At 70.9% G+C, this 16,060-nt stretch carries 14 protein-coding genes; 7 read left to right on the top strand and 7 right to left on the bottom strand.

Features of this window, described 5'->3' with window-relative positions:
* Positions 1-186 precede the first annotated feature (186 nt).
* On the bottom strand, positions 187-1,272 hold the full coding sequence (locus ACIRP2_RS09460) for a substrate-binding domain-containing protein (RefSeq protein WP_404248137.1): 1,086 nt from the start codon (positions 1,270-1,272) through the stop codon (positions 187-189).
* 198 nt (positions 1,273-1,470) lie between these two features.
* Between ACIRP2_RS09460 and ACIRP2_RS09465 the strand changes: the two genes are divergently transcribed.
* Positions 1,471-3,000 carry a right-handed parallel beta-helix repeat-containing protein gene (locus tag ACIRP2_RS09465; RefSeq protein ID WP_404248139.1) on the top strand — a complete coding sequence of 510 codons (1,530 nt, stop codon included), beginning with the start codon at positions 1,471-1,473 and terminating at the stop codon, positions 2,998-3,000.
* Between the two features lie 35 nt (positions 3,001-3,035).
* Here the strand turns inward: ACIRP2_RS09465 and ACIRP2_RS09470 are convergent, their stop codons facing one another.
* Positions 3,036-3,809, bottom strand: a complete 774-nt coding sequence (locus ACIRP2_RS09470) for an SDR family NAD(P)-dependent oxidoreductase (RefSeq protein WP_404248141.1) — start codon at positions 3,807-3,809, stop codon at positions 3,036-3,038.
* A 70-nt stretch (positions 3,810-3,879) separates the two neighbouring features.
* Positions 3,880-4,554 carry an MOSC domain-containing protein gene (locus ACIRP2_RS09475; protein ID WP_404249420.1) on the bottom strand — a complete coding sequence of 225 codons (675 nt, stop codon included), beginning with the start codon at positions 4,552-4,554 and terminating at the stop codon, positions 3,880-3,882.
* Positions 4,555-4,809: 255 nt separating this feature from the next.
* Here ACIRP2_RS09475 and ACIRP2_RS09480 point away from each other — a divergent pair, with 255 nt between their 5' ends.
* Complete coding sequence (locus ACIRP2_RS09480; protein ID WP_404248143.1) at positions 4,810-5,700, top strand: LysR family transcriptional regulator; 891 nt, start codon at positions 4,810-4,812, stop codon at positions 5,698-5,700.
* Positions 5,701-5,784: 84 nt separating this feature from the next.
* Here ACIRP2_RS09480 and ACIRP2_RS09485 read toward each other — a convergent pair whose 3' ends face one another.
* On the bottom strand, positions 5,785-6,117 hold the full coding sequence (locus ACIRP2_RS09485; protein WP_404248145.1) for a WhiB family transcriptional regulator: 333 nt from the start codon (positions 6,115-6,117) through the stop codon (positions 5,785-5,787).
* A gap of 413 nt (positions 6,118-6,530) precedes the next feature.
* Between ACIRP2_RS09485 and ACIRP2_RS09490 the strand changes: the two genes are divergently transcribed.
* The 4 genes from ACIRP2_RS09490 (at position 6,531) to ACIRP2_RS09505 (ending at position 10,878) form a co-directional block, all read left to right on the top strand.
* Entirely contained in the window at positions 6,531-7,142 is a 612-nt protein-coding gene (locus ACIRP2_RS09490) for a response regulator transcription factor (RefSeq protein WP_003948568.1), read from the top strand.
* 297 nt (positions 7,143-7,439) lie between these two features.
* Entirely contained in the window at positions 7,440-8,015 is a 576-nt protein-coding gene (locus ACIRP2_RS09495) for a sigma-70 family RNA polymerase sigma factor (RefSeq protein ID WP_093893485.1), read from the top strand.
* Between the two features lie 127 nt (positions 8,016-8,142).
* Positions 8,143-9,648 carry an IMP dehydrogenase gene (guaB, locus tag ACIRP2_RS09500; RefSeq protein WP_404248148.1) on the top strand — a complete coding sequence of 502 codons (1,506 nt, stop codon included), beginning with the start codon at positions 8,143-8,145 and terminating at the stop codon, positions 9,646-9,648.
* 105 nt (positions 9,649-9,753) lie between these two features.
* Positions 9,754-10,878: a GuaB3 family IMP dehydrogenase-related protein gene (locus ACIRP2_RS09505; RefSeq protein WP_404248150.1), complete on the top strand. Its 1,125-nt coding sequence runs from the start codon at positions 9,754-9,756 to the stop codon at positions 10,876-10,878.
* A 73-nt stretch (positions 10,879-10,951) separates the two neighbouring features.
* Here the strand turns inward: ACIRP2_RS09505 and ACIRP2_RS09510 are convergent, their stop codons facing one another.
* Both ACIRP2_RS09510 and ACIRP2_RS09515 read right to left on the bottom strand, forming a co-directional pair.
* Positions 10,952-11,560 (bottom strand): hypothetical protein, encoded by a 609-nt coding sequence (locus tag ACIRP2_RS09510; RefSeq protein WP_404248152.1) that lies wholly within the window; start codon positions 11,558-11,560, stop codon positions 10,952-10,954.
* Positions 11,561-11,665: 105 nt separating this feature from the next.
* Positions 11,666-12,928, bottom strand: coding sequence for a nucleotide sugar dehydrogenase (locus ACIRP2_RS09515; protein ID WP_404248154.1), 1,263 nt, complete (start codon positions 12,926-12,928; stop codon positions 11,666-11,668).
* A 250-nt stretch (positions 12,929-13,178) separates the two neighbouring features.
* On the opposite strand from ACIRP2_RS09515, the gene ACIRP2_RS09520 reads away from it, so the two are divergent.
* Positions 13,179-14,885 (top strand): glycerol-3-phosphate dehydrogenase/oxidase, encoded by a 1,707-nt coding sequence (locus tag ACIRP2_RS09520; RefSeq protein WP_404248156.1) that lies wholly within the window; start codon positions 13,179-13,181, stop codon positions 14,883-14,885.
* 55 nt (positions 14,886-14,940) lie between these two features.
* Here the strand turns inward: ACIRP2_RS09520 and ACIRP2_RS09525 are convergent, their stop codons facing one another.
* Positions 14,941-16,020: a serine hydrolase domain-containing protein gene (locus tag ACIRP2_RS09525; RefSeq protein ID WP_404248158.1), complete on the bottom strand. Its 1,080-nt coding sequence runs from the start codon at positions 16,018-16,020 to the stop codon at positions 14,941-14,943.
* Positions 16,021-16,060 lie beyond the last annotated feature (40 nt).

The following is a 16,060-nucleotide window of genomic DNA, read 5'->3' on the forward strand; positions in this document are numbered from 1 at the left end:
GGACCAGCCGTGACCGAAGTCAAGAGCGAAAGAGCGATTGATCGAAAAAAGATCAGATAAGTTGCGTACGGAAGTGGGTGGAATGCCCTGCGTGACCGGTCCGCGAGCGCCGCGGGAACGCCGGCCCCGGGGCTCGTTCCGGGATCGCCGCCGCCCTCCGCGCCCGTGGGGCGCGGCCCACGGCCCTCAGGGGCGGGGCGCCCCGCACGAGTCCCGGACCCGCAGCTGCGGCAGCAGCGTCAGATGGCGCCGCGGTGCGCCCGCGCCCTGGCCGAGCCGCTCGACCAGCAGTTCCGTGGCGTGGCGTCCCACGTCGCGCTTGGGCGGCGCCACCGCCGTGAGCGGGGTGTCCGCCAGCGCGGCCACCTCGTCGTCGTAGGCGATCAGAGCCAGATCGTCCGGCACCCGTACGCCCAGTTCGGCCAGGCGCTGCACGACCTGGATCGCGTCCACGTCGTTGTGGATCAGCGCCGCCGTCGCCACGCCCGAGCGGACCGCCTCGCGCAACGCCTGTACCGCCTGCTCGAAGGCGTCGGGGGCGAGTTCCGCCGGTACGGACTCGATCACGCCCTGCGGTGCGTCCAGCCCGAGCAGGGCCAGGGCCTCCGCGTACCCGGACCGCACCGCGACGGCGGTCGGGGAGTCCGCGCGGGCCATCAGCAGCGGCGCCCCGTGCCCGAGATCCACCAGGTGGCGCACGGCGAGCAGCACCCCGTGCGCGTGGTCCGAGCAGACCCGGTCCAGGCCGTCCAGCGGGGAGCCCGCGGTGGGCCTGCGCTCCAGCAGGACGGTCGGCACCGGCAGCGAGGCGATCCAGTCGCCGAACGCCGCGGGATCGCCGGGGTGCTGCCAGCCCGGAGCGACCAGCAGGCCCTCGGCTCCGGCGGAGAGCAGGCCCTCGGTGCGGGCCTGGTCCTCCTGCGGCCGGTAGTCGGAGATCCGCAGGATCAGCCGGGCCCCGGCGCGGGCGGCAGCCTCGTGGGCCCCGCGGATGACCTCGGCGAAGTAGTACGTCGACGAGGGTGCGAGCATGCCGAGGACCATGCCGCTGCCGCCGGGCCCCGCGGCGGACGCGGGGGCGGCGTCCTGCGGCCAGGAGACCGAGCCGTGGACCCGGTCGAGCAGCCCCCGGCCGGCCAGCTCCTCCACGTCCCGGCGCACGGTGACGGGCGAGACCCCCAGCTGCGAGGCCAGGTCCGAGACCCGGGCCGAGCCCCGTTCCCGTACCAGTCCCAGCAGGCGGTCATGTCGTTCAGCAGCACTTTCGCGCACGGCAGCAGTCCCCTCGCAGTGTGTGGCCCGGTCCCCGGTCCGGCCGTTGCCCGGGCCGTTCTCCGACCCTAGAGCAACATGATCGAACGATGGGAGTTTCGATCATTCAAACGCAATCCATTGACGTTCGATCAATCCGAGTCCAGGATTCCGGCGATGCCGACTCGTCCCGTCCCTGACTGTTCGTACGGAGGAATTGTGAGACATCGCGTCACCGCCACGGCGCTCGCGGCCCTGACGGCCGCCGCCGGGCTGACCGTCGCCGGTCAGAGCGCCGCACAGGCCGCGCCCACCGGTCGCACCTTCCATGTCGACTGTGCCGCCGCGCCGGCCGGTGCCACCGGCAGCAAGCAGCACCCCTGGACCACGCTCGCCGAGGCCAACGCGCACACCTACGGACCCGGCGACCGGCTGCTCTTCAAGCGCGGCGCCACCTGCACCGGCACCCTCGCCCCCGAGGGCACCGGCTCCGCCCGTGCCCCGTTCACCATCGCCGACTACGGCAACGGCCCGGCGCGCGCCAGGCTCGACGGAGCGGGCGCCCACGACGTCGTCCTGCTCTCCAACACGCAGTACGTGCACCTCAAGGACCTGGAGATCACCAACGCCGACAACCCCGGCAGCGAGCGCAACGGCGTCCGCCTCCGCCTCACCGACTACGGCGTCGCCCGCGGCTTCGACATCTCCGGCCTCTACATCCACGATGTGCGCGGCGGCGACTACAAGACGGTGTCCGGCTCCAGCGCGATCCACATCGCGGTCGAGGGCAGGACGAAGGCCAGCTGGTACGACGGCCTGGACATCGGGCACAACCGCATCGAGGACGTCGACCGCGAGGGCATCTACTTCAAGTCGACCTTCTCCAAGCGCGATCTGGTCGGCCAGCAGCAGGACCCGAACGTCTACCCGGGGGAGTGGACGCCCAGCATCGGAGTCCGCATCCACCACAACACACTGAAGTCGCTGGCCGGCGACGGCATGAAGCTCGACACCACCAGCGGCGCCCGCGTCGACCACAACAGGGTCGACGGCTTCCAGCTCCGCTCGCCCTCCGCCAACGCGGGCATCTGGACCTTCAACACCGACGACACGACCGTCGAGCACAACGAGGTCTCGGGCGGCGGCAACACCCACGACGGCATGTCCTTCGACGCCGACGGCGCCTCGCAGAACACGGTCTTCCAGTACAACTACAGCCACGACAACAAGGGCGGCTTCCTGCTGATCTGCCCGTACAGCGGCGCGAAGACCATCGGCACGGTCGCCCGTTACAACGTCAGCCGCGACGACGGCGCCCGCCTGATCCAGAACTGCTGGGGCCCGATCCTCGGCACGGAGATCTACAACAACACGTTCCACAACAAGGAGCAGATCCCCGGCCACCTCGTCCAGGACGACGCCGGCAGCCCGGCGACCACCCAGCACGAACTGTCCATCCGGAACAACGTCTTCGTGAGCGAGGGCACCGGTGGCTACGCCTTCAAGAACCCGACGGCCGGGCTCTCCTTCGACCACAACGCCTTCTACGGCATCGACATGACGCGTCCCGACCCCGGCGGCATCACGGCCGACCCGAAGCTCCGCACGGACTTCCGGCTCGGCGCGGGCTCGCCCGCCCTCGCCGCCGGAGCCGTCATCGAGAACAACGGCGGCAAGGACTACTTCGGCAACGAACTGAAGCCCGGCGCCCCCAACATCGGCGCCTACGCGGGCCGCGGAGTGAGGTAACAGCCCACTCGGCAGCCGCCGACCCGGTAACCCGCTCACTGCGGTCCGTACTTGCGGCCTGTCTTGGAGGTGACCCCTCCGAGCAGGCCGCGCGGCGTCAGCTTCACGAGACCCATCAACGCCTTGTACCGCGGGTCCGGCACCGAGAGCGACTTGCCGCGCGCCAGGTCCACCAGGGCCGCCGCCACGAGCTTGTCCGCGTCGAGCCACATCCAGCCGGGGATGTTGCCGGTCCCCATCCCGGCCCGCTGGTGGAACTCCGTCCGCACGAAACCGGGGCACAGCGCCATCAGCCGCACCCCCGAGTCCGTCAGGTCCTTCGCCGCGCCCTGGGTGAACTGCACGACCCACGCCTTGGACGCGCCGTACGTCCCGCGCGGCACGAACGCCGCCACCGAGGCCACGTTGACGACCCCGCCCCGCCCGCGTTCCCGCATCCCGGCCGCGGCCGCCGAGGTCAGTCGCAGCACCGCCTCGCAGTGCACCTTCAGCATGGTCAGCTCATCGGCCATGGGCACGTCCAGATAGCGGCCCTTGTGGCCGAACCCGGCGTTGTTGACCAGCAGGTCGACCGGGTGGTGGCGGTCCGTCAAGCGGTCCTCGACCGCGGCGATCCCCTTGTCCTCGGACAGGTCGGCCCGGAGCACCTCGGCCTCGATGCCGTGCCGGTCGTGGAGTTCCGTCGCCTGCTCGCGCAGCCGCTCGGTGTCGCGTGCCACCAGCACCAGGTTGTGCCCGTCGGCCGCCAGCCGCCGCGCGAAGGCGGCTCCGATCCCTGCGGTCGCGCCCGTAATCAGTGCAGTCGTCATGAGCGGCACGTTAGTGCCTGTCCGGCGGATCACGGCCGGACGGGCACCGATGCCCGCGCACCCTCCGCGATCAGGCGCCCTTCGCCTCCCGCTCCACGTACTTCAGCGCGGCACTCAGCGTCTCGGGATGGAGCGCGTCGCGCGCCGCGAGCAGCTCCGGGAGCAGTTCGCGGTGCGTCGTCGTGGCCCGGAACTCCAGGTCCACGGTGACGCCGTGGCCGGGACGGTGCACGATCTCGACCGGGTCCCCGGCGCGGATCGAGCCCGGCTCGACGACCCGCAGGTACGCGCCGGGGGCGGCCGCCCGCGTGAACCGCTTGACCCAGCCCCGCTCGTCGAGATGAGCGGCGAACGTACGGCACGGAATCCGGCTCGACGCGACCTCCAGCACCAGTTCCGGGCCGATCCGCCAGCGCTCGCCGATCTCCGCGCCGCTCACGTCCAGCCCGCTGGTCGTCAGGTTCTCGCCGAACGCGCCGTTGGACAGAGGCCGGCCGAGCTCCCGCTCCCAGGCGTCGAGTTCCTCACGGGCGAAGGCGTACACGGCTTGGTCGGAGCCGCCGTGATGACGCAGATCGCACACGGCGTCCCCGGCCAGTCCGCTGCCGCCGGTTCCCTTGGGGCCGGGATCGGTGACACGTACCGGGCCGTCGACCGGCCGCTTGTCGATCCCGGTCGCGCCGCCGGGGGCGTCGGTGTAGTCGACGGTCCTGGGCCGTCCCACGTTCACGGTGAGCAACTTCATCGGCTTCATACCGGGAACGGTAACGGCCTGCCTTCCCGGCAGGGAACGGACTTCCGCACGCCCCGCGACCGGGCGTGCGGCGTTGGCGCCGGCCGACGGCGCCGCGCGTCGGTTCCTTCCCCGGCCCCGCCGCCGAGGCCGTATGACGCCGCTCGCCGACCCACTCCCTGTCGCGGGGGAGGCCGCATCCATTCCAGCCCCAAAGACGCACGGCAGTAATTCACATCCGACCCAAGAGTGTCTTATGGTTGAAGGGTGATCGAAGCCCGTCATCTCCGTGTCCTGCGCGCCGTGGCCGCCACCGGCTCGTTCTCCGCCGCCGCCCGTGAACTGGGGTGCACCCAGCCCGCGGTCAGCCAGCAGATGAAGGCGCTGGAGGCCTCCGCGGGGACCACCCTGCTGATCCGCACGGGACGCGAGATGCGGCTCACCCAGGCGGGCGAGGCCCTGGTCCGGCACGCCTCCGGCATCCTCGCCGGGCTCACCGCCGCCGAGGAGGAGGTCGCCGCGATCGCCGGACTGCGGGCGGGCCGGGTCCGGCTGGTCTCCTTCCCCAGCGGCAGCTCCACCCTGGTCCCCGGCGCCCTCGCGGCGCTGCGCGCGGCCCACCCCGGTACCCGGGTCTCCCTGGTCGAGGCCGAGCCGCCGCGCTCGGTCGAGATGCTGCGCGAGGGCGACTGCGACATCGCGCTGGCGTTCCGCTACGGCGTCCCCGGCGCCGAGTGGGACGACCTGGTCGTGCGCCCGCTGCTCACCGACCGGCTGATCGGCCTGGTACCCGAGGGGCACCGGCTGTCCGGTTCGGCCGCGGTGGGCATCGCCGAACTGGCCGAGGAGTCGTGGATCGCGGGTTGCCCGCGCTGTCGCCGCCAGCTGGTGGAGGTCTGCGAGGAGTCCGGCTTCACGCCCCGGATCGACTTCGCCACCGACGACTACCCGGCGGTCGTCGGTCTCGTCGGCGCCGGACTGGGGGTGGCCGTACTGCCGGAACTGGCGATCGAGTCGGTGCGCCCCAAGGGGGCCAGCACGGTGACGGTGGAACCGGCCATCGAGCGCGAGATCGTCGCCCTGACCCTGCCCGACCTGGCCCAGGTGCCGGCGGTGGCGGCCACCCTGGACCGGCTGTCCCTGGCCGCCGCACGCTGAGGGGCCTGCCTGTGTCCCGGCCCCCCTCGGCGGCCGGGTGAGATGCGGAAACGTTTTTCTAGTTGTTGGGCGGGGCGGGCGGGATCAACCGTGCCCCGACGGGGACGGAACGCTCGACGGCGCCGCCGTGATCAGTCGATTGCGGGCCCGTCCCATGAGCTCCTCGCGTTCGTCCTCGGTCAGTCCGCCCCATACTCCGTAGGGCTCTCGTACCGCGAGTGCGTGGGCCGCGCACTCGGCACGTACCGGGCATCGCATACAGACCTCTTTTGCCGAGTTCTCGCGGGCGCTCCGTGCCGCCCCGCGTTCACCCTCCGGGTGGAAGAACAGCGAGCTGTCGACCCCGCGGCAGGCCGCCAACAGTTGCCAGTCCCACAGATCGGCGTTGGGTCCGGGAAGGCGGGAGAAATCTGCCATTGCTTGTCCCCTCGAAACCATGCTGCGTCGGAATCGTCGTTGTCGTCCATTGGTGACCGTGTCCATGACATTTACATCTACGGTGTAAGTAGATGTAAATATGACTGATTGCGAATCTAGCCACAGACACCAGCAAAAGGGAAGAAAACCCGCTAAATGGGGCATATCTTGGTGTGGAGTTTCGGTTGACTGTTGGATGATCCGCGCCGCTCTCCTGTGTGCACGCTTCCTCACGTAGAGTGCCGAACCCGGCCGTCCGACCCGTAACTCTTTCGAGTGACCATCGTTGAGAGGGCGGAGGCGGTTGACAGAAAAAGCGATCGGGCAGGTGTCCGAGAGCGTCAACCGCTCAGGTGACGACTTGTAACAGCCTGGAGGCTCAAGGTGACGCGCATCAGCTGCGGAGGACGGTCATGACATCCGTCCTCGTCTGCGACGACTCCCCGCTTGCCCGAGAAGCGCTTCGTCGCGCGGTCGCGACCGTGCCCGGCGTCGAGCGTGTGACGACGGCGGCCAACGGCGAGGAAGTCCTCCGCCGCTGGGGCGCCGACCGTTCGGATCTGATTCTGATGGACGTACGCATGCCCGGTCTGGGGGGTGTGGAGACGGTCCGGCGGCTGCTCTCCGCCGATCCCGGCGCCAGGATCATCATGCTGACCGTCGCCGAGGACCTGGACGGTGTCGCGCTCGCCGTCGCCGCCGGGGCCCGCGGATATCTGCACAAGGACGCCTCCCGGGCGGAGCTGAGGGCCACCGTCACCCAGGCGCTGGCCGACCCGACGTGGCGGCTCGCCCCGCGTCGGCTGCGGTCGGCCGAGATGGGTGCGGCGCCGACGCTCACCGCGCGTGAGATCCAGGTGCTCGAAGGGATGAGCCACGGCCGCTCGAACGCCGAGATCGGCCGTGAGCTCTTCCTCTCCGAGGACACGGTGAAGACGCACGCCAGGCGTCTGTTCAAGAAACTCGGCGCCTCGGACCGGGCGCACGCCGTCGCGCTCGGCTTCCGCTGGGGCCTGGTCCGCTGAGGTCCGGCCACGGCCGGCAGCCGTGCGGTTCCCCGTCCGCCCACCGGCGGACGGGGTGGGGTGGCCGACGTGCGCGGGGCGGGCTCCGCCCCACCGGTGGTGCGCTCCGGGCCGACGGCATGTGACGCTTCCCGGCCGATGCCGCATCCTTGAGACGTGGAGTTCCTCGGGAACGATTCGGTCGAGCGGAAGGGGAGGGCGCAGGACATGACTTCCGGCGCACCCGCTCATAACGCTTCGGTGCACAACTACGGACGCGGCGGAGCGGAAGACGAGGCTCCGAGGCACCATGGTCCGATGCGCGACGACGAGACGACGGTGATCGGTGCACTGGTGCACCGTGCTGTCGAGGGGGACGCGCAGGCCACGCATGACCTGCTGGCCCATGTCCACCCCCTCGCGCTGCGTTACTGCAGGTCCCGGCTGAACCGGCTGCCCGGTGATGCCCGCCACTTCGTGGAGGACCTGGCGCAGGAGGTCTGTGTCGCGGTGCTGATGGCGCTGCCGCGCTACAAGGACACCGGCAGACCCTTCGAAGCCTTCGTCTTCGCCATCGCGGGCCACAAGGTCGCCGATCTCCAGCGGGCCGCCATGCGCCACCCGGGCTCGACGGCCGTGCCCTCCGACGAGATGCCCGAGCGCCCCGACGATTCGCTCGGACCCGAGGAGCGCGCCCTGCTCAGCAGCGATGCCGCCTGGGCCAAGAAGCTTCTCGCCAACCTCCCGGACAACCAGCGTGAGCTGCTCGTTCTGCGGGTCGCGGTCGGCCTGACCGCCGAGGAGACCGGACAGATGCTCGGCATGTCACCGGGTGCGGTCCGGGTCGCCCAGCACCGGGCGCTGAGCAGGCTGCGGGCCCTCGCGGAGCAGTGAGCCGGCTCCCGCCGTCGTCCGTACGAAGCTACAGAACCTCTAGGTGATCTTGCTCGTGGAATGAGACACCCCCGAAGGCCGTTAGCATGGACATCCGCACCGATCAAGGCCATTTGGGGAAGGTGTCATGACTGCAAACGTCGACGGAGTGCCCGAGAAATTCGCGACGCTCGGGCTGACATACGACGACGTGCTGCTGCTGCCCGGCGCGTCCGACATGGCGCCCGACCAGATCGACACCTCCTCGTACATCTCCAAGAACGTGCGGGTGAACATCCCGCTGCTCTCCGCCGCGATGGACAAGGTCACCGAGGCCCGCATGGCGATCGCCATGGCGCGGCAGGGTGGCGCCGGTGTGCTGCACCGCAACCTCTCCATCGCCGACCAGGCCAACCAGGTCGACCTGGTCAAGCGCTCCGAGTCCGGCATGGTGACCGACCCGATCACGGTGCACCCGGACGCGACGCTGCGCGACGCCGACGAGCTGTGCGCCAAGTTCCGCATCAGCGGCGTCCCGGTCACCGACGCCGCGGGCAAGCTGCTCGGCATCGTCACCAACCGTGACATGGCCTTCGAGTCGGACCGCACGCGCCAGGTGCGCGAGGTCATGACGCCGATGCCGCTGGTCACCGGCAAGGTCGGCATCTCCGGCGTGGACGCCATGGAACTGCTGCGCCGCCACAAGATCGAGAAGCTTCCGCTGGTCGACGACGCGGGGGTCCTCAAGGGCCTCATCACCGTCAAGGACTTCGTCAAGGCCGAGAAGTACCCGAACGCCGCGAAGGACAAGGAGGGCCGGCTGCTGGTCGGCGCGGCCGTCGGTGTCGCGGGCGACGCCTTCGAGCGGGCCCAGGCACTCATCGAGGCGGGCGTCGACTTCATCGTCGTCGACACCGCCCACGGTCACTCCCGGCTGGTCGGCGACATGGTCGCCAAGATCAAGTCGAACGCCTCCGGCGTCGACGTCATCGGCGGCAACATCGCCACCCGTGACGGTGCCCAGTCGCTGATCGACGCCGGTGCCGACGGCATCAAGGTCGGTGTCGGCCCCGGCTCCATCTGCACCACCCGTGTCGTCGCCGGCATCGGCGTCCCGCAGGTCACCGCCATCTACGAGGCCTCGCTCGCCGCCAAGGCGGCCGGTGTCCCGGTCATCGGCGACGGCGGTCTGCAGTACTCCGGCGACATCGCCAAGGCCCTGGTGGCCGGCGCGGACACCGTGATGCTCGGCTCGCTGCTGGCGGGCTGCGAGGAGTCCCCGGGCGAGCTGCTCTTCATCAACGGCAAGCAGTTCAAGTCGTACCGCGGCATGGGTTCGCTCGCCGCGATGCAGACCCGTGGCGACCGCAAGTCCTTCTCCAAGGACCGCTACTTCCAGGAGGGTGTCGCCTCCGACGAGAAGCTGGTCCCCGAGGGCATCGAGGGCCAGGTCCCCTACCGCGGCCCGCTCTCGGCGGTCGTCCACCAGCTCACCGGCGGCCTGCGCCAGTCGATGTTCTACGTCGGCGGGCGCACCGTCCCGGAGCTCCAGGCCAACGGCCGGTTCGTCCGGATCACCTCGGCGGGGCTCAAGGAGAGCCACCCGCACGACATCCAGATGACGGTCGAAGCGCCGAACTACAGCAGGAAGTAACGCGCCAGCGCAGCCGAGGGGCGGCCCGGGGTTCCCCGGACCGCCCCTCAGCCGTGTGTCGGGGATACTGGACAGCGCAGACATAGAGGGAAAGGCCACACCATCGTGACTGAGATCGAGATCGGGCGCGGCAAGCGCGGCCGCCGGGCGTACGCATTCGACGACATCGCCGTCGTTCCGAGCCGCCGTACCCGCGACCCGAAGGAGGTCTCGATCGCCTGGCAGATCGACGCCTACCGTTTCGAGCTGCCGTTCCTGGCGGCTCCCATGGACTCCGTGGTCTCCCCGCAGACCGCGATCCGCATCGGTGAGCTGGGCGGCCTCGGTGTCCTCAACCTCGAGGGCCTGTGGACCCGGCACGCCGACCCGCAGCCGCTGCTCGACGAGATCGCCGAGATGCCTGCCGAGTCGGCGACCCGCCGCCTCCAGGAGATCTACTCCGCCCCCATCCAGGAGGAGCTGATCGGCCGGCGCATCAAGGAGGTGCGCGACTCCGGCGTCGTCACCGCCGCCGCGCTCTCCCCGCAGCGCACCGCTCAGTTCTCCAAGGCCGTCGTCGACGCGGGCGTGGACATCTTCGTCATCCGCGGTACGACGGTCTCCGCCGAGCACGTCTCCGGTGCGGCCGAGCCGCTCAACCTCAAGCAGTTCATCTACGAGCTGGACGTCCCGGTGATCGTCGGGGGCTGCGCCACGTACACCGCCGCCCTGCACCTGATGCGGACCGGTGCGGCCGGTGTCCTCGTCGGCTTCGGCGGCGGCGCCGCGCACACCACGCGCAACGTCTTCGGCATCCAGGTCCCGATGGCGACCGCGGTCGCCGATGTGGCCGGAGCCCGCCGCGACTACATGGACGAGTCCGGCGGCCGGTACGTGCACGTGATCGCGGACGGCGGCGTCGGCTGGTCCGGCGACCTGCCCAAGGCCATCGCCTGCGGCGCGGACGCCGTGATGATGGGCTCCCCGCTGGCCCGCGCGACGGACGCGCCGGGCCGCGGTCGGCACTGGGGCATGGAGGCCGTCCACGAGGACGTGCCGCGCGGCAAGCTGGTGGACCTGGGCTCCGTCGGTACGACCGAGGAGGTCCTCACCGGTCCTTCGCACACTCCCGACGGCTCGATGAACATCTTCGGCGCGCTGCGCCGGGCGATGGCGACGACGGGGTACAGCGACCTCAAGGAGTTCCAGCGCGTCGAGGTGACCGTGGCGGACTCGCAGCACCGCCGCTGAGTACGCCCGGCAGTACGCAGGAGGCCCGGACCGCAGAAGCGGTCCGGGCCTCCTCGCCGTGTACCGGCAGGCGTCACGCGGCCTTCTTGGCGCCACCGAACGCGGCGACGGCACCGAGCAGCAGGAAGAGGTAGCTCTTGAAGTCCGCCGCCTCGCTCCACGCCTTCGTCAGCACGTCGAAGTGGTCGAAGAAGAGGCTGGAGGCGGACTGGTGGGCCAGGTCGGAGAAGATGATCGAGATGCCCACGAGCTGGCCGAGGTAGACGGCGCCCACCGACAGAACGGCGCTGACCACGGGCAGCACCGGGTTCTGTCCGCCGACCTTGCTCGCCGCGAAGCCGACGAGGAACCCGACGCCGATGGCGATGTAGCCGATCTCGCGCTCGATCGAACCCGCGATGACGCCGTACAGGAAGGCCGCGACGAGCGCCGTGACCACCGCCGTCAGCAGGCCGAGCCCCAGGTTGTCGCGGGCGGGGGCCGGCGGGGAGAACGGCGCTCCGCCGAACGCGCCGCCGGGCTGACCGGGCTGGCCGTACGGGCCGGGCTGCTGGCCTGCGAAGGGGTTGCCGGTGGGGGCAGCGGGCTGGCCGGGCTGCTGGCCGGCGAACGGGTTGCCGCCGCCGGGCTGGGCGTTGTACGGCTGCTGCGGCTGGTTCGGCGGCGGCACGGGCTGGCTCATGGTGGTATCCCCCTGGGACAGAAGCGCACGACTGTGCGAGAAGTGACGCCGCAGGCTAGCAGCCGTCTGTGACATCGCCCACCGAAATCCCCGGGAAAGCCGTTCCTACAGCCGGTGTGCGGCCCCCGCCGGGGTCGCTCCCCGGGTGTCCAGGAGGAGTTGGGCCTTCACCGCGAGGCCCTGGAGATCGTACGTACGGTGGTGCTGGAGCAGCACTGTGAGATCGGCGCTCGACGCCGCCTCGTACAGCGAGTCGGCGCGCGGAACCGGGAGGTCACGTACCCGCCAGTCCAGGACGTGCGGGTCGTGGTAGCCGATCTGGGCGCCCATGTCCATCAGCCGGGTCGCGACCTCCTGGGCGGGGGAGGCCTCCTGGTCGGCGAGGTCGGGCTTGTAGGTGACACCGAGGAGCAGCACCCGGGCACCGCGGACGGACTTGCCGTGCTCGTTCAGGAGGGTGGCGCAGCGCTGGATCACGTACTGCGGCATCCGGTCGTTGATCTCCTGGGCGAGCGAGACCATCCGCAGGGGGTGCCCGGGGGTGCGGCCGTTGTACGGGAGGCAGCCCGGGTCGACGGGGACGCCGTGACCGCCGACACCGGGGCCCGGACGGAACGGCTGGAAGCCGAAGGGCTTGGTCTCGGCGCACCTGATGACGTCCCACAGGTCGACGCCGAGGTCGTGGCAGAGCACCGCCATCTCATTGACCAGGGCGATGTTGACGTGCCGGAAGTTGGTCTCCAGGACCTTCGTCATCTCCGCCTCGCGCGGCCCGCGGGCCCGGACGACCTTGTCGGTGAGGCGGCCGTAGAAGGCGGCGGCGGACTCGGTGCACGCGGGGGTGAGGCCGCCGATGACCTTGGGGGTGTTGGTGTAGACGTGGGTCCTGTTGCCGGGGTCGAGGCGGCTGGGGGAGTAGGCGAGGTGGAAGTCGCGACCGGCACGCAGCCCCGAGCCCTCTTCGAGCAGGGGCAGCACGTAGCTCTCGGTGGTGCCGGGCCGGACGGCCGATTCCAGCAGGACGGTGGTGTGCGGGCGGAGCCGGGCGGCGAGCGCGCGGGTCGCCTCGCCGACGGCGGTGAGGTCGAGGGTGCGGTCGGCGCCGAGCGGGGTTGGCGCGCAGATCACCGCGGTACGGACCCGGCCCAGTTCGGCCGGGTCGGTGGTGGGCCGGAAACCCCCCGAGAGCATCCGGCGGACGTCCGAGGCGGTGAGCGATCCCTCGACGGGGGTGTGGCCCGCGGAGAGCTCCGCGTAGGCACGGGGGTCGGTGTCGTAGCCGACGGTCTGGACACCGGCGGCGACAGCGGCTTGGGCGAGAGGCAGGCCGAGGTGGCCGAGTCCGATGACAGCGAGGTCTGCGGGCATGTGGATGGGCCGTCCTTCCCTTGGACCGAGAGAGCGGAAAGCGCAACCGCAAAGGACAGCGCAATGTCAGACTAGGCGTAAATATGACCTATATGTCGCATTGTCGGGCTCCTGTCGTCCCGGTGTTGTCCACAGGCGGTGGCCGAAGTCGTGGACGGCGGACAGAATCGAGGGGTGGGCGCGGGGCGTCCGACCGCTCGGTCGGGTCGCGTCCCGTGCCGGACCACCCCGATCTACCCGGGAGGCAGCGGTGAGGACAGCGACACTGGGACCCGCGGAGCGTGCCGAGGCGCTCGCCGCGATGGCCGAGCGCGAACTGGACGTGCTGGTCGTGGGGGCGGGCGTGGTCGGCGCCGGTACGGCGCTGGACGCGGCGACGAGGGGGCTCTCGACCGGCCTGGTCGAGGCGCGCGACTGGGCCTCGGGCACGTCGAGCAGATCGAGCAAGCTGATCCACGGCGGGCTGCGGTATCTGGAGATGCTCGACTTCGCGCTCGTCCGGGAGGCGCTGAAGGAGCGCGGACTGCTCCTGGAGCGGCTGGCCCCGCACCTGGTGAAGCCCGTGCCGTTCCTCTACCCGCTGCAGCACAAGGGCTGGGAGCGGTTCTACGCCGGCTCCGGCGTGGCGCTCTACGACGCGATGTCGGTGTCGTCGGGGCACGGCCGCGGTCTGCCCGTCCACCGGCATCTCTCCCGCCGCCGCGCCCTGCGGGTCGCCCCGGCGCTTCGGAAGGACGCCCTGGTCGGGGCGTTGCAGTACTACGACGCGCAGATGGACGACGCCCGCTACGTGGCGACCCTGGTGCGCACCGCCGCCGGATACGGCGCGCACGTGGCGAACCGGGCGCGGGTCATCGGCTTCCTCCGGGAGGGCGAGCGGGTCGTCGGTGCCCGGGTGGAGGACGTCGAGGCGGGCGGGGAGTACGAGGTCAGGGCCAAACAGGTGGTCAACGCGACCGGGGTCTGGACGGACGACACCCAGGCGCTGATCGGGGAGCGCGGACTCTTCCACGTCCGGGCGTCCAAGGGCATCCACCTCGTCGTCCCGAAGGATCGCATCCACTCCTCGACCGGTCTGATCCTGCGTACGGAGAAGTCCGTCCTCTTCGTCATCCCGTGGGGACGGCACTGGATCGTCGGGACCACGGACACCGACTGGGACCTGGACAAGGCGCATCCGGCGGCGTCCAGTGCCGATATCGACTATCTGCTCGAACACGTCAACTCGGTCCTGGCCACGCCGTTGACCAGGGACGACGTCCAGGGCGTCTACGCCGGCCTGCGGCCGCTGCTGGCCGGCGAGTCGGATGCGACCAGCAAGCTCTCGCGCGAGCACACGGTGGCGCATCCGCTGCCGGGCCTCGTGGTCGTGGCGGGCGGCAAGTACACGACGTACCGGGTGATGGCGAAGGACGCCGTGGACGAGGCGGTGCACGGTCTCGACCAGCGCGTGGCGGAGTGCGTCACCGAGGACATTCCACTGCTGGGAGCGGAGGGGTACCGGGCGCTGTGGAACGCCCGCGCGAGGATCGCGGCCCGGACGGGGCTCCATGTCGCCCGGGTGGAGCACCTGCTCAACCGTTACGGCTCCATGACCGAGGAGCTCCTCGATCTGATCGTCGGCGATCCGACGCTGGGCGAGCCGCTGCCGTCGGCGGACGACTATCTGAAGGCCGAGATCGTCTACGCGGCCTCGCACGAGGGGGCCCGCCACCTCGACGACGTGCTGACCCGCCGGACCCGGATCTCCATCGAGACCTTCGACCGGGGCACGCTCAGCGCCAGGCTCTGCGCGAAGCTGATGGCGCCGGTGCTGGGCTGGGACGACGGGCAGATGGACCGGGAGGTCGAGCACTACGAGAAGCGGGTGCAGGCGGAGCGGGAGTCGCAGCGCCAGCCGGACGACCTCACGGCGGACGCGGCGCGGCTCGGGGCTCCGGACATCGTGCCGCTGTAGGGCCGCCCGTCCGGCAGGGCCCGTTCCGGCCCTGCCGGCCTCGTGGGGCCGGGGCTCAGGCGCGGGCAGCGCGACTGCAGAACTCCGCTTCGAGTAGCGCCGGTTCCAGTGTGTCCGCATCGTTCAGGGTGCCCGTGTCGACGCGGAATGTGAGGGTGTGCCGACCGTCGCGCGTGGTGGCGGTACGGACGTAACTGCCCGCTATGTGGCCGTTGTGACCCCAGACGGTGGTGCCGCAGGAGAGCTTCTGAGGATAGATGCCCAGACCGTAGACGCCGTGCGTGGCACCGGTGTTCAGCAGCGTCGCCAGCTGGGCGGGCGCGAGGAGGCGTCCGCCCAGCAGGGCCGCGTAGAAGCGGTTCAGGTCGGTGAGCGTGGAGACCAGCTCGCCGGCCGCGCCCGCCGTGCGCGGGTCGAGGTCGGTGACGTCGTGGAGGCTGCCGTCGGCCCGGTCCCGGGTGAAGCCGCGGCCGTGCGGGGCGGGCAGCGAGGTACGGGCGCCGGGGAGAGAAGTGCCGGTGAGGCGGAGAGGGGTGATGATGCGGCGGCGGATCTCGGTGGCGTAGTCGTGTCCGGTGACGCGCCGGACGACGAGTCCGAGCACGACGTAATTGGTGTTGGAGTAGGCGTAGCGGCCCGGCGCGCTCGTCGGGCGGTGGGTCAGGGCGAGGCGGACCGTCGCGGCGGCGGAGACGGGGTGGGCGGAGGCGTCGGCGGTGTAGTCGTAGAGACCGCTGGTGTGGCTGAGCAGGGCGCGCAGGCTGATCCGGCGGCCGTCGTTGCCGTTGCCGTGGATCAGCCCCGGCAGCAGACGCTCGACGGGATCCGACAGCCGGAGCCGTCCCTCCCGGGCGAGTTGGAGCACGACGGTGGCGACGAAGGTCTTGGTGATGCTGCCGGCCCGGAACCGGTCCGCCCTGCGGATGCCGGGGCCCGTCGAGCGGTAGGTGCCGTACGGTGCGGTGGAGGCGCGGTCGGCCAGCAGCGCCGCCGTGGGGGCGCCGCCCACGGCGACGAGCCGGGGAAGGTAGGAGGCCGCGGGCGTGAGATGTGGTTCGCTGGGCAGGGTCGCTGTTCCGAGGCCGAACAGCGCCAGCAGCAAGGGGGCGGCGAGCAGCGCCCTGGGTGTCGGCATGGCAGGGAATCCCTTTCTCCGGCCCATATCATGACGGGCC

The sequence above is a fragment of the Streptomyces sp. NPDC101194 genome (assembly GCF_044767885.1).
In the GTDB taxonomy this organism is placed as follows: Bacteria; Actinomycetota; Actinomycetes; order Streptomycetales; family Streptomycetaceae; genus Streptomyces.

Excerpts from the sequence above, each read along its gene's own strand:
- ACIRP2_RS09490 (WP_003948568.1), top strand. The coding sequence starts at position 6,531 with ATGACATCCGTCCTCGTCTGCGACGACTCCCCGCTTGCCCGAGAAGCG.
- guaB (WP_404248148.1), top strand. The coding sequence starts at position 8,143 with ATGACTGCAAACGTCGACGGAGTGCCCGAGAAATTCGCGACGCTCGGG.
- ACIRP2_RS09470 (WP_404248141.1), bottom strand. The coding sequence starts at position 3,809 with ATGACGACTGCACTGATTACGGGCGCGACCGCAGGGATCGGAGCCGCC.
- ACIRP2_RS09485 (WP_404248145.1), bottom strand. The coding sequence starts at position 6,117 with ATGGCAGATTTCTCCCGCCTTCCCGGACCCAACGCCGATCTGTGGGAC.
- ACIRP2_RS09515 (WP_404248154.1), bottom strand. The coding sequence starts at position 12,928 with ATGCCCGCAGACCTCGCTGTCATCGGACTCGGCCACCTCGGCCTGCCT.
- ACIRP2_RS09510 (WP_404248152.1), bottom strand. The coding sequence starts at position 11,560 with ATGAGCCAGCCCGTGCCGCCGCCGAACCAGCCGCAGCAGCCGTACAAC.
- ACIRP2_RS09495 (WP_093893485.1), top strand. The coding sequence starts at position 7,440 with ATGCGCGACGACGAGACGACGGTGATCGGTGCACTGGTGCACCGTGCT.
- ACIRP2_RS09475 (WP_404249420.1), bottom strand. The coding sequence starts at position 4,554 with ATGAAGTTGCTCACCGTGAACGTGGGACGGCCCAGGACCGTCGACTAC.
- ACIRP2_RS09525 (WP_404248158.1), bottom strand. The coding sequence starts at position 16,020 with ATGCCGACACCCAGGGCGCTGCTCGCCGCCCCCTTGCTGCTGGCGCTG.